This window comes from Caballeronia sp. (genome assembly GCF_028292365.1).
Classification (GTDB): Bacteria; Pseudomonadota; Gammaproteobacteria; order Burkholderiales; family Burkholderiaceae; genus Caballeronia.
Map to the genome: position 1 here is coordinate 1 of NZ_JAQGMM010000584.1, position 21,673 is coordinate 21,673.

A 21,673-nucleotide genomic window follows, 5' to 3' on the forward strand; every position below is an offset into this window, starting at 1 on the left:
AGTCCCTGCTCGAAGACGCGTTGCTTTGCATTCCGCCCGCGCACCTGAAGCTTTGGTTCGTGCGCCTTGCGTACGACATTCGCGCCAACCGGACGGGCTTTCCGGATCTGATCCGTTTCTGGCCCGCGCAGCGACGCTATGAAATGGTCGAGGTCAAGGGACCGGGTGACCGGCTACAGGACAATCAGATCCGGTGGCTCGCGTACTGCGCGGAGCACGGCATGCCGGTGCGCGTGGTCCACGTCCAATGGGCGCTGCAGGCACAAGAAGCGCAAGAAGCGATAGAGATCGCCTGAGCGCGCTGAGGCAACGCCCGTCGCTGCTGCTGTTTAGAAGGCGCATTTGCGGCGTCAATCGAAGCCCGTCAGCACCTGAGAAGGCAGTCGGAATGGCATTCAAGCCTAAATCGTCATCGTCGAAGGAGATATATCAGGGCGTGGCCGCCGTATCAACTGCGCGTACGCGCGCTAGAGGGAATCGCCCCGTCACGGTCCATCCATTGATGGCAAGGAAAACCAGCAGCGTCGCGCCAAAAATGCATTGCCGGCCCGCTTCACCAATCTGCAATGCGGTCAGGAGGCTGGTAAGCACGGTGAGAAAAAGGGCTGCGATCGCCACGGCCACGTAGTCACCGCGTCCGCCGCCCAGCGATACGCCGCCAATGACCGCTACAACCACGCTGGTCAGGACGTAACCTGTGCCTAGCCCAAGGAACGCCTGTCCGACGTAACCGACCAGCAGCAGGCCCGTGATTGCGGCGATCATGGCGCTGAAAAGATACGCCAGCCCGCGTACGAGACGGACGCGGGTGCCGGTCAGAAACGCGGCTGTGGGATTCGCCCCTGTTGCCATGAGCCGACGTCCCCAGGCGGTGCGATCGACGAACCACCAGACCACGGCGGCCGCTACAAACCAGAGAATGGCGATCACAGGTAGCCCCGCCACGCTGTGCCCGGCCAGTCCGATGAGTGCCGGGCTGGCGGCCGTATTCACGTGCATGACTGAAGACCAGACGATCAGACCGCCATCGACGAGGCTGCCCATTGCAAGTGTCATGACCAGCGGCGGAACTTTGAACAGGACAATTCCCACCCCGTTCAATAGTCCTATGACAGCGCCGCACAAGGCCGCCGCACTCAGCGCCAGCAACATGCCCGCCGGACCCTGATTGATTAGCGCTGCGCCGACAATGCCGCCCAATGTTGCCGACGCGCCGACCGACAAGTCGAGTCCTTGGCCGCCCGCCATCATCACGATGGTTTGGGAAATACCGAAAAGGCCGAGGAAGGTGGCAATCTTTAATTGATTGCCAAACTGACTGGCGTTCGTGAATCCCGGAACAACAAGCTGGCCGCCGACCAGCACGAGCACGACCAGCAGGAGGAGTAAAGATCGCCGCGACTGAATGATCGTTTTCATGCTGAATTCCTCGCGCCGACAAACGTAAATCCAAGCGCAACGATAATTACTGCACCCTTGAATAGTTCCTGGTAATTGCTGGGAATGCCCGCGAAATACACCACGTTGCCAATGAGTACCAGCACCAAAGCGCCGCAGATTGCGCCGATCATTGAGCCCCGTCCTCCGGCCAGCGAGATGCCACCGATCACCACAGCCGCGACTGAATTCAACGTATAAGGTAGGCCGAGACGTGCGTCGCCCGATGATGTTTCAGCCGATATGCACAGCGCCGCTCCAAAAACAAACAGCCACGCGAGTACATACGCCAGCAGCTTGATGCGTCTTGTATCGACACCCGATTTGAAGACCGCATCCGCGCTGCTGCCTGTTGCGATCAGCCTCCGTCCAAAGCGGTGCCGCTGCAGCATTGCCCATATACCGGCTGCAATTAACAGAGGCATGGCGGCAAGGGGAAGCGGACCTACGCGCATGGCGAACCATTCGCCCAGCACCTCGGGCACCGTGCCGCCAGGTTGCGGCATCAGCAGGAGCGCACCGCCAAACCAGATGGCGCCGGTCGCGAAGGTAGCAATCAGCGCGCTTTGTTTGAAGTAGCCGACGAGCAAGCCGTTGACCACGCCTGCCACGAGTGCTGCACCAAGCGCGGCGCAGCACGTAGCCACTGCTCCCCAGCCTGCAAGCGCCGGCACGCTCGCGAGTACGCAGTTGATAATCGATATCCCGGCGCCAATCGATAAATCCAGTTCTCCCGAAAGCACGACGACGGCTTGCGCCATGCAGATCAGGATCACGGGAGCGGCGTTCTGTAGATTGCTTGATAAGGAATCCGCACTAAAAAAGTCAGGCTGAAGATAAGCGTTCAAACCGATCGCGACCAACAGCATGACCAGCGCGGGGAGTGCCGTGGGGAGCCGCGTTATCCCGAAAGACAGATGCGCCAGGCGCTTGTTCGACAGCTTATGCGGCTGATGCAGTGCTTCAGCGAGATGGATTTTCATGCGGCGCTCCGCCCGAAGAGAGCACTGGTCACCTGGGATTCGTTCATGTCGTTTCCTTCAAGCTGCGCAACCACGCGGCCTTCGTAGAGCACGATGAGCCTGTCGCATACGGCAAGCAGTTCTGCAGTGTCCGACGCGTAGACGATCACAGCCGCGCCCGCGTCGGCGAGCATGCCGACAGCCTCATAAATTTCTTTTCGAGCGATGACGTCCACACCTTTCGTCGGATCGCTTAGAAGCAAGACCTTCACGTTGACTCGCGCATCGAGCCATCGGCCGATGACGACCTTTTGCTGATTGCCCCCGGACAACGTTCGAACGGGCTGGCGCACGTCGGATGTCTTGATCCGCAGACGTGCTACCACGTCGTCCACGAAGCGTCTTATCGATACCCGCTGCAGTCGCCATGCGTGTTTTTCGAAGTTGACGCCGACCTGCGCGAGATTGAATTCGACGGACTGCTCAAGCCATAAGCCTTGCCGATGCCGATCGTTAGGCACAAGACACACGCCCGCGGCGATCATTTGCCGCGGCGAGCGGGGAATCAGCGGCGCCCCGTGGAGTTTGATATGGCCTTCGTCAAGTTTGCGATATCCGGCGAGCGCGTCGAGTAGTTCTTCCTGGCCGTGTCCCTGCAAACCGGCGATGCCGAGAATTTCTCCCGGCCGGACCTCGAAGTCGACGCCGCGAAGTCGCGCGCCTGCCTGCAACCCGCGGGCGCTTAACGCCGGTTCCGGCGCCGCGTCTCCGGTTGAATTAAGCGCGCCTTCGGGGCGTTTCAATGACGACGCTCGTACTTCTTGCTTATGCGCGTGTTCATGCACATGCGCCGCCGCCGCGCCGCCTCCCGTGCCGCCCATCCATGCAATAACCTGCGCTTCGTCAATCCTCTCGCTTACCGCCATTTCACCGGCAAGCCGGCCATTGCACAATACGACCACGCGGTCACACACCGCTTCGACTTCCGCCATCCGGTGTGAGATGAACACTATCGATGTGCCGCGCGAGGCAAGCACGCCGATTTTCCGCATCAGGCTTTCCACTTCCGCAGCGGCCAACGCCGCCGTGGGCTCGTCAAGAATCAGCACACGCGGTTCCAGCGCCAGCGATTTTGCAATCTCGACCAGTTGCTGGTCTGCCGCAGTCAATTTACCGGCGGGGGCATCCAGATCCCAATGAGGGCGAAGGCTCTCAAGCAGCTCGCCCGCTTTCTTGCGGGCGAGCGCGCGATTCAGGAATTTCCCCGCGCCGCAGATCTCGGCGCCCAGATACACGTTTTCCCATACCGGCAAGTCGGGAGCGAGGCCAGGATGCTGATGCGCGACGGCAATGCCGGCCGTGCGCGCGGCTGCGGGGGAGCCGGGTTCAAGATCAACTCCGCCCACGCGTAACAACCCCGCGTCCGGGCGGTTGTCGCCGGCCAGGATGCTCGACAATGTCGATTTTCCCGAACCGTTCGCACCCAGCAGTCCCAGGACTTGACCGGCGTTCAGTTCAATGCTGACACCCTCGAGCGCAACGACGCCGCCGTAGCGTTTGGTGATCTGGTCAGCGGAGAGGATTGGCATCGTCTGGATTCGACTCAAGGGTTACAGGCACTTGCTGTTTCGACGTTGCGCCAGGACCTATTGCGTGAACAACGCGTCGAGTTCCGGTTCGCTAAGCCACTGACCCAAAAAGTAGCTGTCGGGCTTGTCCTTCATCGACGCAAGCGTCGCGTCCAGCGTCTCCGTCGTGACCGTCTTCGTAATGGGGAAAAAATAGGTGTTCTCCGGCAACGGCTTGAGCTTTCGGCCTTGAGCTACCCGGACTGCAATACCGAGCGCGGTCCGGCTGATGTCGGGCGGATTGACCTGGACGAAAACCTTCATCGGGTTGCCGGCATCGCGCTGCTTTTTCCATTCCTGCAGAAATCCCTTTTGTGCCTCGCCGGTCATGATGCCCACTCGCCGGTTGGCGTTCTCAAAGGCGCGCAGCACGCCCAGCGCCATCGCGTCTTCGGTGAATACCGCGTCAATTTTTGGTTGCGCGGCAATTACCGTTGCCATCACCGACTGCGCCTTGGCTTCGTCCCATTCTCCGTACCCCGACCAGACGACCTTGATGCCGGGGAACTTCGCGAAGGTGTCCATGGCCGCCTTCTTGCGCGCTTCAGCCGCCGGGTGGCCGGGAATGCCGTCGAGGATAACGACGTTGCCTTGCCCGTTGAGTTGTTGCGCGATCCATTCAGCGTAGCGTTGCCCCCACTTGTAGTGATCGACGGTGACGTTGATCGCGTACTTGTTGGAAACAGCCTGATCGAATGACACGATCGGAATCTTGTTGCGCTCCGCCTCCGATATCACCCCGTTAAGCGCGGTCGCCGAGTTTGCATCGACCATGATTGCGCCGACCTTCTGGCGGATCATGTTACGCATGTCCTGGATCTGCTGACCGGTGTTCGCGCCGGACTGCTGCACCACGAGGTCATTCGCGAGTCCTTTGGACTTGTAGGTCTTGAATTGCTCTTTGGCGCCGTCGACCATCTGGTTCCGCCATTCCGTGCCGAAGTACCCGTTTGACAAGCCTATGTTCGGCGCGGCCGCCAGAACCGATACGCACACGAGGCTCGCCGGCAGCGCCGCGAGGAGGGTACTCAGTTTCATACTGTCTCCTAAATACTTTATGGTCGTTACAGCGCTGCTCAGCTTTCAATGCGCCGCATGTGTTTCATGGGCTTGCTCGCTCAACGCTTTTTCAAGCCCCGGATCGACCGGCAGCGGCGTGTTCATGCGCACTTCGCCATGGGGCGGCAAAACATCGTGTGAAGTCTTGAAGATTTCGCCGTCTTTCATGACCAGTGTGATTTTCTTCGGATCCTGCAGGAGCGCCAGGTCCTTGAGTGGATCACCATCGATGAGCAAAATGTCGGCCAGATAACCCTCGCGAACCTGACCGAGTTCGTGTGGCCGCATCATCAATTCGCCGCCAAGCTTCGTGGCCGCAAGCAGAACTTCCATAGGCGTCATTCCGATATATTTGACGAAGTGCTCGAGGTCACGTGCATTGGTGCCGTGCGGCATCCATGCGAAACCATAGTCGCCTCCGGGAAGAATGCGAATGCCGCGCTTGTGCATTTTCTGAAGCGTGTCCGTCGCCACTTCCAGCTCGCGCGCATATCCCATTTTGGTCGCGGCCGCCTGGCTGATTCCCCAGGGCTCTGCGTGATACAGCGTGCTGATCAACCATCCAATGCCGGGCGCGACAAAGTGTTTGTCCTTGTTCGCCTCCAGCATGTCGAGGGCTTCTTCGTCCGCGAAGCTCGCGTGAAACACGAGTTCCAGGCCGTGACGCACGCACTGCTTCACCGACTCGCTGGAGCGCGCATGCGCCGCGACGCGCTTGCCGGCGCGCTTCGCCTCGGAGGCGAGCATCGCGATTTCTTCTTCGGAGAAGGGCGAGGATTCCGCCGACAGTCCCGCAATGTATTCGCCTGACAAGTTGATCTTGAGATGATCGACACCGTACTTGATGAACATCCGCGTCATCGCGCGCATTTCCTCGGGGCCGCTGACGACTGCGCCGAAGTTCAGCTCGGTAAAGGGCATGTGCGGCAAGGTGTTGTCCGCGAGACCGCCAAGAATCGTGATCTCCTGACTTCCCGCCAGATAGCGGGGGCCGGGGAATTCGCCCGCATCCACGGCGTTGCGCAGCACGACGTCGAGCCGCGGCTTGGCCGCTGCTGCGCCGAGGGCCGACGTCCATCCCATCTCAAGGTAGCGCCGCGCAACCCGCACGCACCACAGCATATGTTCCTCGGGCGGCATGAACTGGATTGCCGTAAGCGAGGGCTGGTCGTTCCAGGAGAAGTGCGTATGCGCCTCGGTCATCCCGGGCATCAGGAACGCACCCTTCCCGTCGATGCGGTTTGCCGCCGGCGCGTCGATCTGCGCACCGGTTGACGAACCTTCTGCGGCGACACGCTTGATTCGCTGTCCTTCTACCAGGACCTCGCCCTTGAAAGGCTGTGCCCCACTGCCATCGAAGATCAGTACGTTCGTGAATAAAGTAGAGTCCATTGTCTCCTCCTGAAAGGCGGATCGCGTGGTCGTTGCGTGCACTTACGCGTGATTACGCGCGGCAATTGTTAGTCATGCCCTGATTGTTGTTTGTCTATTCAGGCATCATCTATAGCGCCCATTAAGGGCTCGCAGCCTCAACCCGCTGCTGCGTAAAACGATTTCAGTGCCGCGGTCGACTCTTGCGGCTTCTCGAAAGTCGTCCAATGACCGCAGCCGCTGATAACGACAACATGGCTGCCCGCAATCCGCTCGCCCATCGCCTTGACGGCTTCGGGTTTGCCGACACCATCCTGGTCGCCCGTGACCAGCAGCGTGGGGACCTTTATCTGTTCCACTGCCGCGCCCTGCGCGTTGGCCAGCGCCTCGCAGCTTTGAGCGTAACCCTCGGGGGTTTGGCGCATCACGCTCTCGCGCACTAACGCCAGCGTGACAGGACGTCGCGCTTTCGTTTCATCGCTGGTCGCACCCTTGACAATCGCGTCAGCAATGTCCTGGACCCCGGAAATACCTTTCTCACGCGCCAACGCGGCCCGTTGACGCATTCCGTCACGCCCTGTATCGGGCGGGGCAATCAGCGGACCAAACAACGCGAGGCTTTTCACAAGTTGCGGGTGTTTGATCGCGAGATGCTGCGCGACGATCGTCCCCATGGAATGTGCAACGATGTCCGCCTGCTCCAGCTTCAATTCGCCCATCACCGAAGCGATAACGTCGACATAGGCATCGATGGAAAGCGGTTCGGAAGAGATCAACGGGGACCGCGCGCTGCCGGGCAAGTCAAGGCGAACCACTTTGCGGCCCTCGAACGCCGACATCACCGGCGTCCAGTTGTTGGACGATCCGCCAAGTCCGTGGATACAGACGACCGGCGCGCCATCGCCTTCCGTTTCAATGTAGAGACCCTGAATTTGCGTTGTAGCCATTTACGACACCTCGTTTTCAAGGACGCCGACTTGCGGAATTTCCATCCGCACGACGTCGCCGCTTTGCAGGAATTTGGGGGGGCTAAAGCCAAGGCCGACACCTGCCGGCGTGCCGGTGGCGATTACATCGCCAGGCTGGAGTTCGATGCCCGCCGAGAGAGTTTCGATGAGCGTGGGGATATCGAAGATAAGCAGCTTCGAATTGGACTCCTGACGGAGTTCGCCATTGACCCAGCATCGGATGCTGATGTCGTCGACGTCCAGTTCGTCGGCCGTGACAAGGTACGGACCCATCGGGCAGAACCCGTCGAGTGATTTACCGAGAAACCATTGCCGGTGCAATTTTTGCAGGTCGCGAGCCGTCACGTCGTTGATGATCGTGTAGCCGAAGACATGGCTCATGGCGTCAGCCTTTTTTATTCCGCGTCCCGCTTTTCCAATCACTACGCCGATCTCCGCTTCATAATCGAGTTGCTGCGTGACGTCGGCATGTCGAGGAATCTTGGCGCCGGGTCCGATGATGGTGGTGGCCGGTTTGGTGAACACAACGGGCGCTTCCGGGATGTGTTCGCCGGCCTGAGCGCTTTTGTCGAAGCCCGATTTGCTGAACTCCTCCGCGTGATCGTGATAATTTTTGCCGACGCAAAACACGTTCCGGCGGGGTGCGTCGATGGGCGCGAGCAACGTTGCGGAGGAAAGGGGTCGCCCGTTTTCGCCTTGACGCAGCGCATTCCGGAGTGAGTCGAATTGTAGTACCAATTGGACCATGTCACCGGAGAAGCCGCCGGTCAGTTCGTCGACTGGCCAGTACTGGGCGCTCTCCGCATCGACCAAAGCGATGCTTTTCTTGCCTTTCACCAGCAGATTTGCAAATTTCATGTTGGCCCTTTACTCTAAGTCCAGTTGGTTCGCATTGATGCCACTGTAGAACCAAAAGTGACCAATGCAAACAAGGGTTAACCAAAATAAGTACCAATTGGTTCATCTCTTACTCTCGATTGGAAGGGTTATATGGGCGAAGCGGAATGGACTAAATTCCCGGTCAGGGCGGAAGGCGCTCGAGCGCTCGCGAGGTATCTGGAGGAGGCAATTCGCAGCGGCCACCTGGGCGTAGGCGTAAAGCTTCCTGCCGAAAGAGACTTGAGCGAAGAGTTCGGCGCGTCGCGTGGCGCAGTCCGGCGCGTGCTTGCCGACTTGAAGGGACGAGGACTGATCACTCAGTCGGTCGGCAGCGGCACGTTCGTTCTTCCTGGCGGTGCGCAGCTTCAGCCAACCGAGGCAGTGGAGAAGCGGGACACTGTGCAGACAAGTCCGGCAGAGCTGATGGAAGCGCGTCTGCTGATCGAACCGCTGATGCCCGGGTTGATCGTGCGCTACGCCACGGCCGCCGATTTTGCGAAGATGGTGGAGTGCCTGGAACGCTCGGAAGCCGCCGTGAGCGTCGAAGAATTCGAGCATTGGGACGGGGAGTTGCACAAGACGTTTGCGTTAGCGACGCACAACACGTTTTTCTTGCGCGTTCTTGAGTTGACCAACGAAGTCCGGGAGCAGGGCGAATGGGGACGTCTTAAGCGGATATCGTTGACGCCAGCCCGTCGCACGGAGTATGAAGATCAACATCGTGCCATCGTGGGCGCGCTGCGCGATCGGGATGCCGAACTTGCATGCGAGCTGCTATCCGGACACTTGCGTCAAATCAGGCATAACCTGTTTGGCTCTTAATACCGGAACGCAAATGCGAGGGCCGCGTCGGCGCGCACGAAAATGAGTGCTTTTTTGCAACGGCCAAGCGGCGAGTGCAATGTGGCCCTTTCAAGCCGAAGCGTACCGTGGCCGCGCTTCGGGATTGGCGTTCCGCGTATCCCTGGGTATCGGAAGATTGCTTAGTACGAGCAAGAATAAAGGTTGACGCCTTGGCATTGGCCGCCAGCATGATCCGAGCGCTGCGGGCATGATCACGACGCATTCGTCGCCGATGGACGCAGGCGGTCGTTCAGGGCGAGGGCATAGAGTTGTTCGTTTTTTTATGCCTTTCAGCAACCACCAGCATTCGGCGCGCAAGTGCGGGCCAACAAACCCTGTTGCGCCCGTATTCTCCGTAACGAAAACCGCAAAAATATTTCTCAACAAACGGCGACCAAACGGCCGCTTCTTTTTGCCGTCGTTGGTCGAGCCCAAGAATTCATATTTTCGACAGCTTTCATTGGGAGCACGGGCGGCGGAAATCGCTGACAATCTCGAGTCACAACTCCTTCAATTTGCCGAACGCCGTAACGATGACAGAAGACACTAACGATATCTCGTTGCTCGTCCGTGAGTTTTGGACGCTCACGGGTTCAAACGACTTTGCATCCGTGCAGGCGCCGTTAGCTGAGCAATTCATCCTTGAATGGCCCCAGTCGAACGAACGCATCAGGAAGCCGCGCGGTTCGCACAGATGAACTCGGAGTATCCGGCGCCGGGTTCGTGGCGCTTCGAAGTGGATAGAGTCGTGGCTAATACGGTTAGTGAAGCAGTATCCGATGTGACGGTTACCCCTGGATCTATGACCGCGCGAGCTGTATCGTTTTTCTCAGTCGAAGCCAGCAAAATCACTCGCATTGTTGAATTTTGGCCGGAGTCATATGCTGCCCCGGCCAATCGTGTGCATCGAGTAGGTGACCGCGTATTGTCGGCGTTGTGCCGGCTAGACCGCCGCCGCGAACCGGCCATGAACCGCCGGTCGACTACGCCCTTGAATTGGTGACAATCGCTATCCCGAGCAGGAGCAGCCGATGGCTAGGCTACGGTTTCCAAGCAGTAGGATGACAGACGCTGAATGAACTAGGCCGCACGAACGCGGCGAACCGGAAGATCCTCTGACCATGAAGGAAAGGAGAGACCTTATGCCGAGCCTTGAGCGAGCGCGACCGCCTAAGCTTATCGACTTTGTCTGGCGCATGGTGCTTCGCCTCGGATTCCCGCTCGCTCGCGCCTGGTGGTCCCTTCGACGGCCTCGCCATGAGGGCGCGCTAGTAGCAATCTACGTCGGGCAGGCGCTGTTGTTGGTGAACTCATCGTATCGGGTCGAGTGGAATTTTCCCGGCGGAAGTGTTCGGCCCGGTGAGACGCCTGATGCAGCGGCACAGCGCGAAATGGAAGAGGAAATTGGTCTCTCGTCGTACCCATTGGTCCCCGCTGGCAGCGCCTGCGGCATTTGGGACGGGCGACAAGACCGGGTGCATTTCTTTGAACTGCACCTCGACTGCATACCAGAACTGCAGCTTGATAATCGTGAGATTATCGCCGCGCGTCTGGCATCACCAGAGGAATTGCGTGGCATTGCGCTGACGGGGGCGGTCACTGCGTATCTCGGCAGAGATCTCTGCTGTTAGTTAGCGCTTTCCTTTCGGGACATCTCGACGGGTGACGGGAACGCACGAACGTCAGCGAGGATGCGGAACAAAGGACTGCCATCTATACTACATCGAGCGAAGGTCTCGCGCGGCTCGCTGTTTGAATCCGTACGCACGCTCAAGCCAAGGTTGGTCGTCATGGAAAGCCTGCAGCTAGGCTCACCACTGGGCGCGTCGTTTCCAGTCACTGGGAACAGAAGTCCGGCTAATCAGCCCCCAATACGTCGCACCGTTCGTCAAGACGAACAAGAACGATCGCAACGATGCAGAGGCGATCGTCGAGGCCGCGAGCCGGCCCATCATGCGCTTCGTGCCGGTCAAATCGGTCGAGCAGCAGGACATCCAGGCGGCGCATCGCCTGCGTGCCATCCTGCTGCGCCACCGTACCGCGCTGATCGACCAGATGCGCGACCTTCTTGGAGAACGTGGTTTCGCGATCTCCCGGTCACCGGAAGAGTTCAAGCGTCCGGTCCCGGAACTGCTGCGCGCAAGCGCCGACGAGCTCACCTCGTTTTGCCGGACGCTGCTGACCGAACTCCTTGTGCACCTGCGTGCGATCAAAGAACGCATCCACTTCATCGAGATCTCAATTCACTCGTTTATGAAGCGATCGGCGCTATGCGGGAAGATTGCCCAATACCCGGCATCGGTCCGATTAGCGCGACGGCCATCGTTGCAGCAGTGGGCGACGCCCGACAGTTCCGCAATGGCCGGCATCTGGCTGGCTGGTTGGGCCTGGTGTCGCGGCAGTATTCCTCCGGCGGCAGGTCGCGGCTGTATCACATCAGCCGGCGCGGTGACACCTACCAGCGCACCGCGCGAGCGGTGCTGCGGTTCGTGAAGACCAAGACCGATGTGCACAGCGTTTGGCTCCAGCAGCTCATAGCGCGACGAGGATATAACTGCACCGCGGCTGCGCTGGCCAATCATAATGCGCGCGTTATCCAGGCATTGCCCAGCGGTGACGCAAGCTACGTTGCGCGAGGTATCACTGCATAGTTGACTAACTCCGGATTGACACGCGATATCCCTCCCTCTGGTTTGCGAAGCTTCTGCAAAGCGATGACGAAACTGGTTGAACCAGCACCCTGAAACCTGTTTATTGCGACGGCTGTCGTCGAGACGAGCCGAGGTTTTGTTAAGGCCGGGGTGCGCGGGTCTCATCAAGGCTGCGGGCGTGCTTTGGCAATCGCCCACCGGGCAAGCCGGATACATGTGTGCAGACCGTTTTGACATTGCGAACAAGAACCTGGAAAAAGGCGCCGGGTCCATACACGTCGCAATAAGGACGTTTAGGCGAGCAAAGTTTATATTGATATGGATAACTTATTTGACCAGTGAATAGAACTGCTCGGCGGGAGTCTCGCCGCTCTTGCTGCCTTTCAACTGCCCCTTCCTGTCATGTGCATCAGTTCGATACCGCCCGGCAGGATGCGGGCGCACCGGAAAGTCTTAAACCCGAGCATGGGCCGAGTTCGACGCTTGATTGCCCGGTGATCCTGTTCGATGATGTTGTTCAGATACTTGTCCTGGCTGATCTTGATCGGCGTGTCGCGCTGGGCGTTTAGAGCCTCAAGCGCGGCCAGATTTGAACCACTTTTGTCGATTGTAATCGTCTCGGGCTCGCCGTTCTGATCAATCGATTTTTCGAAATAACGCTGCGCGGCGGCCTTATCACGCTGGGCTCGCAGCAGAAAATCAACCGTTTCTCCAGCCTTGTCCACTGCCCGATACAAGTACTTCCACTTTCCTTTGATCTTGATATACGTCTCATCGACACGCCAGCTTTGGCCCACCGGGCGCTTGCGGCAACGGAACGCTTTTTTTCAAGGATTGGCAGCAGTTTGAGTGTCCAACGGTGCACCGTCGAATGATCGACTCAATGCCTCGCTCAGCCATCATCTCTTCCAGGTTTCGCACACTCAGCCCATAGGCGACATACCAGCGCACGCACATCAGCATCGTCTCAAACGGATAGTGAAGGCGTTTAAATACACGCGCGAGGCCTGGCGTAGGGGTCCGTTTCATCGGGCATCGGAGTCGTCTTATTGGCGCAAAGCATATCGCACCGCTTTATCGCGACAGAACCGTCTAGCGTCGGTTACTTCTCGGCCGAGTGCAACCTGAGGTATGGTAAAAAGTATGGGATTTTTTTAAAAAAGCGCTACCATGTTTGCGAGCCTCCACGCAGAAACCCTTGTAAATAAAGGGTGAAAGAGTGATCAATAGTCATGCGACGCACTGCGCCTGAGACAAGTGCTGGGCAACCTGTTGTCGAATGCGATCAAGTTTACGGATGCGGGACAAGTGACGCTCGAGTATGCGATCGGGGCGGCGAGGAAGGGTCAGCCGCTGAACCCTCCTGGTCGCGATGCACACGTCGCGCATCGCGAACTCTTGCTGGCAGTCTCCGACACCGGCATCGGTATCGCAGCGGATCAGCAAGCGTTGCTGTTCGCACCCTTCGCGCAGGCGCGACAGGAGCGGCCCGGCCGCTTCGGCGGCACCGGTCTCGGCCTCACCATCTGCCGGCGCTTGATGACCATGATGGACGGCACGATCCGGTTGTCCAGCAAGCCCGGGCAGGGAAGCCGCTTTACCGCGCGGGTATGGTTTCCTGTAGCCCACCCGCCGCCGAAGACGCTTGTGTCCGCTCTCACGCTCGCCCTCGATACGCATGACTTGCTCGGTCTGCATGTACTCATTGTCGACGATCATCCGGCTAATCGCATCCTGCTGGCGAGCCAGTTGAAAACGCTCGGCTGCGTCATTGAAACCGCGAATGACGGTGGGGATGCTTTTGCGCGCTGGGAGCGGCAACGGCAACACGGCGCTCCGTTCGACTTGATCCTGACCGATTGTTCGATGCCCACGATGAGCGGGGAGGATCTTGCGCGCGCAATTCGTGAGCGTGAGCATGAGCGTGAACTGACGCTGACGCGCACGAACGCCAAGCCAAAGCCGATACCCATTATCGGCGTGACCGCAAGCGCACAGCCCGAGGCGCTTACTCAAGCGCTCGACGCCGGCATGACGTTGTGCCTCGTCAAGCCGCTTGGGCTCGACGCGCTGGGCCGCGCGCTGGTACTTGTCATGCACGATGAACAGGAGCCGAAGGTCCCCGCGCCGAGTGACGCTTCGGACGTTGCGACGCTTGCTATTCGCGCCGGACGTCCAGCGCCATCATCGGATTCCAGATCCTTTTTTGATCGCGTAGCGGGTGCTTCACCCATGCATGTGTCGACCGCGTCGATTGGTTCTGCAAGGTCCTTCGCGCCAGGCCATGCTCATGCCGATACCTATGGTCCCACTCAAAACTTCCCTGCGAACAGAGCCGTCGGCAGAGCCGTTTCAGCCGCATACAGCATGTCCGTTTCCTGTCCCGGACAACTGGACAGCACATTCGACAGCGCTTCGGATACAGCGTCCGTAGCTGCTCAACCTGTCGATCGCGCCGTTGCCGAACCAGACCCGGCCGCTCTTCCATCCACGGTCGCGCGTTTCAACGCGGACCAGGTCAACGGCTTCGGTGATCAAGCCGCCGCCCTGATCGATGCAATGAAGTCGGCGAACCGGCAGGATCTGGAGGAGGCGCGCCGGGCGTTCGTATTGGGGGATTTCCATCGTCTGCTCGAACTGGCGCATCGGATGAAGGGAGCGGCGTTCGTGATCGGCGCCACGTCTTTCTCCGACGCTTGCCTGAGCCTGCAGCGTGCATGCGCGATCAAGCCAGGACAAGGCTACGACACCGCGGCAATCCGCGCGGCCTATGTGCGTTTCCACGATGAAGCAATAGCGCTCCATACGGCGCTCGAGCAGCACACTGCCTAAGAACGCAAATAAGCGCCCAAAGCGCTTTACCATCGACTGGCGTTGATCGACCCGGGTTATTCCACGGTCGTGATTAATGTCCGATTCCGTTCCCGGAACGCGCATGTGTTTTAATTAGCCCCTCCTCTCGCTCCGACACATGGCCGTCGCGTCTCCGGCGCGGCCCGATCGCCGAATGAATAGAAGGTTTCTTTCGCATCATCGTTACCGCCGCCATAGTCGCCGGCGCGTTGCCATCGTCTGGTTCGTGCTCGCGCTTTCGGCCGGCGGCATGCCGGTTCACGCGCAAAAAGCCGAACTGCTTGATCCGCGCGTGACCCAGACGACCATTGTGGATACGATCTGCCGTCCCGGTTATGCCGACGATGTCTTGCCGCCCTTCGACACCTTGCAGCGCCAAAAGCAACAAATGCTGATTCAACGCCATGTGGACCCGCAGAGCGCTTCGGACTACGCCCTCGATCACCGCATGCCGATCCTGCTCGGTGGCTCCCCGACTGCTGCGGCGAACCTCGACATCCGCCGTTGGGACGGCCGTGCCGGGCAGCGCCGCAAGGAGCGGCTGGCGGTGTTTCTGAAGCGCTGCGTATGTACGGGGGATATGCCGCTGGCAGCGGCACAGGCGGCCATGTCGGGCGACTGGCCGAACCGTTTTCGCAACCTGTCGAGCCCTACCTGCAACGGGCCGTGAGGCGTGTGCCGGGGCGCGCAAGGCGAAGGCACGGCGTTGGCGACCAGAGCGCCATGCTGGTGCGTACGCTGGCCTGCAAGGTGAGCGACTAAACGAACGCAGCGAATTTGGAGAACGAGAGCGATTCCGAAGGGCAGGGCGCTCAGCCCGGCCAGCTATTCCATTGTGAACGTATCGAGCGGCTCGTTCGCCTGCGTCTCGCTTGCGAAACGTCTCGCGAGCTGGGCGTGGAGACGGCGCGCTTCGTCGAGCGTCAGATCGATCCAGTACGGGTCTCCCGCGCCGTCGTTTAGCCGCTCGGGCGGAAACTGGATCTCCAGCACAATGCCTTTCTTGTAGCTCATCGATCAACACCCAGCGCGGTCGCGGAAAAGAACAGATGTCGAGTTTACCGGGCGGGGGCGCCGTCATTGCCGTGCAGCGAGGAAATAGACTCTTGCCGCTGGCTAAATGACGTGGTTGATTGAAGCCCCCTGGTGCTGGGGCCTCATGACGCCTGACCGCGCCGCCAAGGTGTCGTATCTGCGACAAGTTGTCACGCCGTGGGCAGCGCTGCCCCGTCAATCAGATGACTGACGACGCGCTCGCCCAGCGCCGGCCCGACGCTCATCCCGACGCCGCTATGCATGTACACACCGATCACATTGGGCGCGGCCCGCAGAACAGAAAATGGTGCCTCAGACGTCCCGGTGCGCGCGCCATACACGCCTTGCCACCGCTCGACGACCCGCAGCGTACTGCCGACCGTGTCCTCAGCCAGACCGAGCAGGATGTCATCGATAGCCTGCGCATTGAAGGGCGACGGATCATCGCCATAATCGTGCGAGTCGCCGACGATCAGATCACCTCCGGGCGTCGGGCTAGCCAGCAGATGGATACCGTGCTCGAGCAACGCGGGTTCCCGCGCAGCCACTTCTGCTTGCAGCGCGGCGGCGTCGGGCAGGTCCGAGAACGCACCGTAATGCAGGCAGCTCAGTCCAGTCAGCACTGCGTGATCGAGGGCGAAAGGCGTGCTCGGCCGCACGCGCAGCATCTGCAAACGGCACACGCGCGGCTCCAGCGCGGCGAGTTCCGGCGCGAGCAAGGACAAATAGTCATGTCCCGCGCAAACCACCACATGCTCCGCGCGCCACTGGCCGTCGGTCGATTCGATCCGCCCGCCATCCACATCCTGAACGAGCGTCCCGAAGCGAAAATCCACGTTGAACACAAGCCGCAAGTAACTGATTAACGCAGGCACCGCTTCACGCGAAAACACCTGCAAATCGGCACGCCCATGCAATGCAGCGCGATGTTTCCGGAAGCGGCCATCGTAGAGATCATCGAGCGCGGCACGGGAAAGCAACGCGGCGTCGTAACCCCCTGCCTCTGCACGCGTTGCTGCGAACGCCTCCATCACCTGAGCCTCGGCCGCGCTGCGCGCAAACATCAGCGAGCCCGAACGCCTGACATGCAGCGCCGCGCCGGCTGCCCAGTCGAGCCATATTTTCCGCGATGCCTGCGCAAGCGCATGCATCGCGCCCGGCGGCTGGCCGGTCACCAGCACCATGCCGAAATTCCTGATGGACGCACCAACCGGCGTGCCGCTGCGCTCGAATACGGTCACACGTAAGCCGCGTTTAGCGAACGCATAGGCATGCGCCAGCCCGAGAATGCCCGCGCCGATAATCGCGACATCGGTACGAAGGGGAGTAGGTGTTGTTGTCATGGTCATCCGTATAGCGGCCCGTCGCGTACTACAATACGCGCGGTCCCGTGGTTATTCCTTTGCTTGTTCATTCATTGCCGGCATGCCCGGCCGCACTCGATGCTCGCCGAACAACGTCATCAATACATCCTGTCGGAGCTGTCGAAAAACGGCGCGTTGTCGGTCGCCGAACTCGTGCGCGCGCTCGACGTGTCGCGCGAGACCATCCGGCGTGACCTCAACGCACTCGCCGAACGCGGCCTGATTGCGACCACCCACGGCGGCGCGCTGTCCAATGACCGTCGAGAGCCGGACCTCGACGTGCGGGAAGCCGCGAACGCAGCCGCGAAGCGTGCGATCGGCGAGCGGGCCGCGCAACTCGTACCCGACGGCGCGTCGGTGATCATCGACTCGGGCAGCACGACACAAGCCGTCGCGCGCGCACTCGGCGACCGGCACCGGTTGGTGGTCTATACCAACGACTGGCGCATCGCGCTGCTGCTCGGCCGCCGCAACGACAACAAGGTCACGCTGTTCGGCGGCGAGCTCTCGGACCATGAGGACGCGGTATTCGGGCTGGATACCGTGCAGCAACTCTCGCAGTACCACGTGGACTTCGCGTTTGTCGGCGCGGGCGCGATCACGCCGGAAGGCTTTTTGACCGACTACTCGCGCCTGGCCGCTGAAGTACGCAGCCGCATGATATTGGCGGCGAGCGCGGCGGCTATCGTCGCGGACAACTCGAAGTTCGGCAACGTCACGCCGGTGCGTATCCGCGACTTCGAGAAGGCGCGTTACGTGATCACCGAAGTCGCGCCCGATAAAGCCATGCGCCGCGCAATTACCGCGCGCGGGCCGGAACTGGTGATCGCCTGAATGCCGGGGTATCACGTGTTCTTGCGTTGATCTCACGCTGCCGTCAAATCTGCCGGCAAGTCCGTCAAGCCCACTTTCAGCGCGTTCAGCGCCCGCCCGATCGCCGCTACCGCGTTAAACATTTCGTTCGCATCAATAGCCCCAATGCACCCCACGCGGAACGTCTCCACTTCGGTCAGCTTGCCGGGATAGAGCACGTAACCCGCATCGCGGACGGCTTCATAAAAGCGCTTGAAATCGTAGGCCGGATCGCGCGGCGCATGGAACGTAACGATCACAGGGGCTTGCACCGCGGCGTCCAGGAACGGCTTGAAACCGAGCGACGCCATGCCGTCGATCAACGCGGTGCAATTGCGTCGATACCGCGCACCGCGCGCCGGCTGACCGCCTTCCGCGATGAACTGATCGAGCGCCGCGCGCAACGCGGCGACCACATGCGTAGGCGGCGTAAACCGCCATTGCGTGGTCTTCAGCATGTACGCGTATTGATCGTGGAGATCGAGTGCGAGCGAGCGCGAAATGCCCGCCGATGCTTCCAGCAATGCGCGCCGTACGATCACGAAACCCATCCCCGGAACGCCTTCGAGACACTTGCCGCTGGCGGAAATCACGGCATCAATTCCGCCCTTCGATACATCGATAGGCAATGCGCCGAACGAACTCATTGCGTCGACGATCAGGCTCTTGCCATGTTGCTTGCACAACGCTGCAATCTCGTCGAGCGGGTTCAGCAAGCCCGCGCTCGTTTCCAGATGCACCTGCGCCACATGCGTGATGCGTGGCTCACGGCGAAATATTTCTTCGATCCGCGCGATGCTGGCCGGTTCGTCATCGCGAAACTTCAGCTCGATCGACGCCACCCCCAGCCGCTCCAGTATCTTCAGTAAGCGCGTGCAGTACGCGCCGTTGTTTGGCACGAGCACGACGGCGTCGCGCGGCACGATCGAACCGAGCGCGGCTTCCACCGAAAATGTGCCGCTGCCTTGCATGGGGACGCACACGAAATCTTTTTGACCGGACACGATGGCAAGCAGGTCGCGGCAGATATCGCTTGTCATCCGGTTGAAAGCTGCGTCCCAGGAACCCCAGTCGCGCAGCATCGCCTGGCGGGTGGCAGGCGACGTAGTCAGTGGGCCGGGAGTCAGCAAAATCGGGTCACTTCCGTTGATCACGGTTTCCTCCATTCATGGCTTCAGGCACCGCTTCGACGGCTGGTCGACGGCTGGTCGACGCTCAGGCATCGTGCGGCAGGTTTGAAATAGTCTACGTCGGAATTTTGGCGAAATGTGGTCTTTGTTGGAAAAATGTGGCATCGTCATGTCGCTGTCATGAAGTTCTGTGATCCTTCGTTCGGGTTACTGGCGGACCGGAAATTTCGGAACGCTGCACCCATGAATCATCGGACGCATCGGACGTAAAAGAGTCGAGCCGATGTTGAAAAAACGTGCGAAACGTGCAAGAAAACGTGCATCTAACCTCACGCCATCTGGTTGTATCCGCCTTCCCGGAGAAACAAGCACCATGACAAAAAATCGCTTCCCCGCATCCCGTTTTGCAAAGCGCGTGTTGCCGGCACTGACCGTGACCGTGGCCGCTTTCGCGAGCGTCGTGACCGTGCCGGCCTTGGCTGCCGATGCAGTCGTGCTGTACAGCGCCGACGGTCTGGAAAACTTGTACAAGGACGTATTGCCGGCCTTTGAAAAGAAGGAAGGCGTGAAGGTCAACATCGTGATCGCGGGTAGCGGGGAAGTCGTGAATCGCGCGACGGTGGAAAAGGATTCGCCGAAGGCGGACGTCCTCGTCACGCTGCCGCCGTTCATCCAGCAGGCGTCGCAAGGCGGCTTGCTGCAGCCTTACCAGAGCGTCAACTACGCGAACGTGCCGGCCATTGCCAAAGCGCCGGACGGCGCCTGGGCGACCTTCGTGAACAACTATTTCTCGTTCGCGATCAACCCTGAAATCACGAAGACCGCACCGAAGACTTTTGCTGACCTTCTGCATCCCGACTTCAGCGGCAAGGTTGCTTATTCGAATCCGGCCACCGCGGGTGACGGCATGGCCGTGATCATCCTGACGAGCGCGCTGATGGGCGAAGACAAGGCGTTCGGCTACCTGAAGGATCTGGAAAAGAGCGCAAAATTCCACACCAAGGGCACGGGTTATCTCGACGTCCTGCTCTCGCGTAACGAGATCGCGTTCGCCAACGGCGACCTGCAGATGGACCTGGACGACGCCACCAACGGCGGCCTGTCGCTCAAGCCGATCTTCCTCTCGGCCAAGCCCGGCGAAGCACCGACCACGTTCCAGTTGCCCTATGCAATCGGCCTGATCAAGGGCGGCCCGAACCAGGCTGAGGGCAAGAAGCTGGTGGACTACCTGATGTCGAAGGAAGTGCAGGCGAAAGTGCCGGATATCTACGGTATTCCGGGCCGTACCGACGTACCGCTGGCGGGAAAGAACGGCGAGACGGTCAAGCAGGCGATCGCGGGCGTGAAGCTGATTCCGGTGGACTGGAACCAGGTGATGGAGAAAAAGGCTGCATGGACCACGCGCTGGAAAAACGACGTGATCGGCAACTCCGACAAACAACTCGAAGTCGTCAAGCCGAAGTCTTAAGCCATTGAGGCCATTGCTTTCTTCGACCTTCGAGCCCGTCCAGTTTCCCCCACGCTCTCAAGGATGCGAACCGTGAACACTTTGACGCTGGCTCCGGCCGCACGTGAAGCTGCCGCCGTGGATTCAAATCAGCACGCGCACGGCGGCGTGCGTATCGACCGCTTGAGCGTGCGCTTCGGCACACGCACGGTGCTCGACGATTTGTCGCTGACCATCGAGCGCGGGGAACTGCTCACCGTGCTCGGTCGTAGCGGCTGCGGCAAGACTACATTGCTGCGGTTTATAGCAGGCTTTATTGAAGCGGACGGGCTGGCCGGAACCTTGACGGTGGCAGGGCGGGACCTCACGCATGTGCCGCCGTTCAAGCGCAATCTCGGCTTGCTGTTCCAGAGTTATGCGCTGTTTCCGCATTTGTCGGTGTACGACAACGTCGCGTTCGGATTGCGGGCGCGGCGCTTGAAAGCGGGCGAGATTGCACGGCGCGTAGCCGATGCACTCAAACTCGTGCAGCTCGGTGATGCGGGGCATGTGATGCCCGCGCAGCTTTCGGGCGGCATGCAGCAGCGCGTCGCGTTGGCTCGGGCGCTGGTGATCGAGCCTGATGTACTGCTGCTGGACGAGCCGCTGTCCGCGCTCGATGCCAACCTGCGCGCCTCAGTTCGTACTGAACTCAAGGCGTTGCACGAGCGTTTGCCGAACCTGACTATTGTCTGCGTTACGCACGATCAGGACGACGCGCTGGTGCTTTCCGACCGCACGTTGCTGATGCGCGATGGCCGGATTGCGCAACTCGGCACGCCGCGCGAACTCTACGACAACCCGAAGGACGCATTCGTCGCGCGCTATCTTGGCGCGGCGAATCTGTTGCCGCCGTCGATCATGTTTCCCATCGGCGATGCCCGTCACGACGATCGTGAGCATGTGGCGTGCGTGCGCCCCGAGTGCATCAAGATCGTGCCGCTCGGCGATGCCCAGCTGCATGGCGCCATCGCCTCCGTGGAGTGGTACGGCGCGGCGTTGTCGGTATCGGTGATGCTCGACGCACTGCCCGATCAACCCGTGCTCGTCACCATGCAGCGCGCGCACGGCCCGATGCCCGTGAAGGGCGCGCGTGTTTCCCTACGCCACGAGGTTGACGATGTCGTCCTTATCAGCGAGTGAACACGTAGTCGA

General features: G+C 60.1%; 18 protein-coding genes and 3 pseudogenes. 10 read left to right on the top strand and 11 right to left on the bottom strand.

The genetic code is table 11. The features are described 5' to 3' along the window. Positions 1 to 296 (top strand): VRR-NUC domain-containing protein (locus JWR14_RS34305; protein WP_299718367.1); only part of this gene is annotated, 296 nt, incomplete at its 5' end. A 133-nt stretch (positions 297 to 429) separates the two neighbouring features. On the opposite strand, the gene JWR14_RS34310 is transcribed toward JWR14_RS34305, so the two are convergent. From JWR14_RS34310 to JWR14_RS34340, 7 genes are all read right to left on the bottom strand, one after another. Further along, positions 430 to 1,419 (bottom strand): ABC transporter permease, encoded by a 990-nt coding sequence (locus JWR14_RS34310; RefSeq protein ID WP_299718370.1) that lies wholly within the window; start codon positions 1,417 to 1,419, stop codon positions 430 to 432. Continuing rightward, complete coding sequence (locus tag JWR14_RS34315; protein WP_299718372.1) at positions 1,416 to 2,420, bottom strand: ABC transporter permease; 1,005 nt, start codon at positions 2,418 to 2,420, stop codon at positions 1,416 to 1,418. Before JWR14_RS34315 ends, JWR14_RS34310 begins: the two co-directional genes overlap by 4 nt. After that, positions 2,417 to 3,988 (bottom strand): sugar ABC transporter ATP-binding protein, encoded by a 1,572-nt coding sequence (locus JWR14_RS34320; RefSeq protein ID WP_299718374.1) that lies wholly within the window; start codon positions 3,986 to 3,988, stop codon positions 2,417 to 2,419. The genes JWR14_RS34315 and JWR14_RS34320 overlap by 4 nt, the downstream gene beginning before the upstream one ends. 57 nt (positions 3,989 to 4,045) lie before the next feature. Next, complete coding sequence (locus JWR14_RS34325) at positions 4,046 to 5,065, bottom strand: ABC transporter substrate-binding protein (protein ID WP_299718376.1); 1,020 nt, start codon at positions 5,063 to 5,065, stop codon at positions 4,046 to 4,048. 45 nt (positions 5,066 to 5,110) lie between these two features. Then, positions 5,111 to 6,478, bottom strand: coding sequence for an amidohydrolase family protein (locus JWR14_RS34330; RefSeq protein WP_299718378.1), 1,368 nt, complete (start codon positions 6,476 to 6,478; stop codon positions 5,111 to 5,113). Positions 6,479 to 6,615: 137 nt separating this feature from the next. Next, complete coding sequence (locus JWR14_RS34335) at positions 6,616 to 7,404, bottom strand: alpha/beta fold hydrolase (RefSeq protein WP_299718380.1); 789 nt, start codon at positions 7,402 to 7,404, stop codon at positions 6,616 to 6,618. Further along, entirely contained in the window at positions 7,405 to 8,283 is an 879-nt protein-coding gene (locus tag JWR14_RS34340) for a fumarylacetoacetate hydrolase family protein (protein WP_299718382.1), read from the bottom strand. A 132-nt stretch (positions 8,284 to 8,415) separates the two neighbouring features. Here JWR14_RS34340 and JWR14_RS34345 point away from each other — a divergent pair, with 132 nt between their 5' ends. The 4 genes and pseudogenes from JWR14_RS34345 to JWR14_RS34360 all read left to right on the top strand — a co-directional run bounded on the left by JWR14_RS34345 (position 8,416) and on the right by JWR14_RS34360 (position 11,798). Beyond that, positions 8,416 to 9,126 carry an FCD domain-containing protein gene (locus JWR14_RS34345; protein ID WP_299718384.1) on the top strand — a complete coding sequence of 237 codons (711 nt, stop codon included), beginning with the start codon at positions 8,416 to 8,418 and terminating at the stop codon, positions 9,124 to 9,126. A gap of 554 nt (positions 9,127 to 9,680) precedes the next feature. Continuing rightward, positions 9,681 to 10,150 (top strand): annotated as a pseudogene (locus tag JWR14_RS34350) (nuclear transport factor 2 family protein). Positions 10,151 to 10,289: 139 nt separating this feature from the next. Next, positions 10,290 to 10,778: an NUDIX hydrolase gene (locus JWR14_RS34355; RefSeq protein WP_299718386.1), complete on the top strand. Its 489-nt coding sequence runs from the start codon at positions 10,290 to 10,292 to the stop codon at positions 10,776 to 10,778. 60 nt (positions 10,779 to 10,838) lie between these two features. Next, positions 10,839 to 11,798, top strand: a pseudogene (locus tag JWR14_RS34360) (IS110 family transposase). Between the two features lie 327 nt (positions 11,799 to 12,125). On the opposite strand, the pseudogene JWR14_RS34365 reads toward JWR14_RS34360, so the two are convergent. Then, positions 12,126 to 12,827, bottom strand: a pseudogene (locus JWR14_RS34365) (IS6 family transposase). Positions 12,828 to 13,046: 219 nt separating this feature from the next. Here JWR14_RS34365 and JWR14_RS34370 point away from each other — a divergent pair. Next, the gene (locus JWR14_RS34370) at positions 13,047 to 14,630 is read left to right on the top strand and encodes a hybrid sensor histidine kinase/response regulator (RefSeq protein ID WP_299718402.1); all 1,584 of its coding nucleotides are present in this window, start codon (positions 13,047 to 13,049) and stop codon (positions 14,628 to 14,630) included. Between the two features lie 175 nt (positions 14,631 to 14,805). Beyond that, on the top strand, positions 14,806 to 15,321 hold the full coding sequence (locus JWR14_RS34375) for a hypothetical protein (protein WP_299718388.1): 516 nt from the start codon (positions 14,806 to 14,808) through the stop codon (positions 15,319 to 15,321). Positions 15,322 to 15,476: 155 nt separating this feature from the next. Here JWR14_RS34375 and JWR14_RS34380 read toward each other — a convergent pair whose 3' ends face one another. Both JWR14_RS34380 and JWR14_RS34385 read right to left on the bottom strand, forming a co-directional pair. Further along, positions 15,477 to 15,665 carry a hypothetical protein gene (locus JWR14_RS34380; RefSeq protein WP_299718390.1) on the bottom strand — a complete coding sequence of 63 codons (189 nt, stop codon included), beginning with the start codon at positions 15,663 to 15,665 and terminating at the stop codon, positions 15,477 to 15,479. A 191-nt stretch (positions 15,666 to 15,856) separates the two neighbouring features. Further along, a complete protein-coding gene (locus JWR14_RS34385; RefSeq protein WP_299718392.1) occupies positions 15,857 to 17,029 on the bottom strand; it encodes a TIGR03364 family FAD-dependent oxidoreductase in 1,173 nt (390 codons plus the stop codon). A gap of 99 nt (positions 17,030 to 17,128) precedes the next feature. Between JWR14_RS34385 and JWR14_RS34390 the strand changes: the two genes are divergently transcribed. Then, the gene (locus JWR14_RS34390; RefSeq protein WP_299718394.1) at positions 17,129 to 17,884 is read left to right on the top strand and encodes a DeoR/GlpR family DNA-binding transcription regulator; all 756 of its coding nucleotides are present in this window, start codon (positions 17,129 to 17,131) and stop codon (positions 17,882 to 17,884) included. A 32-nt stretch (positions 17,885 to 17,916) separates the two neighbouring features. On the opposite strand, the gene JWR14_RS34395 is transcribed toward JWR14_RS34390, so the two are convergent. Next, entirely contained in the window at positions 17,917 to 19,056 is a 1,140-nt protein-coding gene (locus JWR14_RS34395; RefSeq protein WP_299718396.1) for a 2-aminoethylphosphonate--pyruvate transaminase, read from the bottom strand. A gap of 349 nt (positions 19,057 to 19,405) precedes the next feature. Here JWR14_RS34395 and phnS point away from each other — a divergent pair, with 349 nt between their 5' ends. Together phnS and phnT are read left to right on the top strand one after the other, a co-directional pair. Next, positions 19,406 to 20,500, top strand: a complete 1,095-nt coding sequence (phnS, locus tag JWR14_RS34400) for a 2-aminoethylphosphonate ABC transporter substrate-binding protein (protein WP_299718398.1) — start codon at positions 19,406 to 19,408, stop codon at positions 20,498 to 20,500. A 63-nt stretch (positions 20,501 to 20,563) separates the two neighbouring features. Next, complete coding sequence (gene phnT / locus JWR14_RS34405) at positions 20,564 to 21,661, top strand: 2-aminoethylphosphonate ABC transport system ATP-binding subunit PhnT (RefSeq protein ID WP_299718400.1); 1,098 nt, start codon at positions 20,564 to 20,566, stop codon at positions 21,659 to 21,661. Positions 21,662 to 21,673 lie beyond the last annotated feature (12 nt).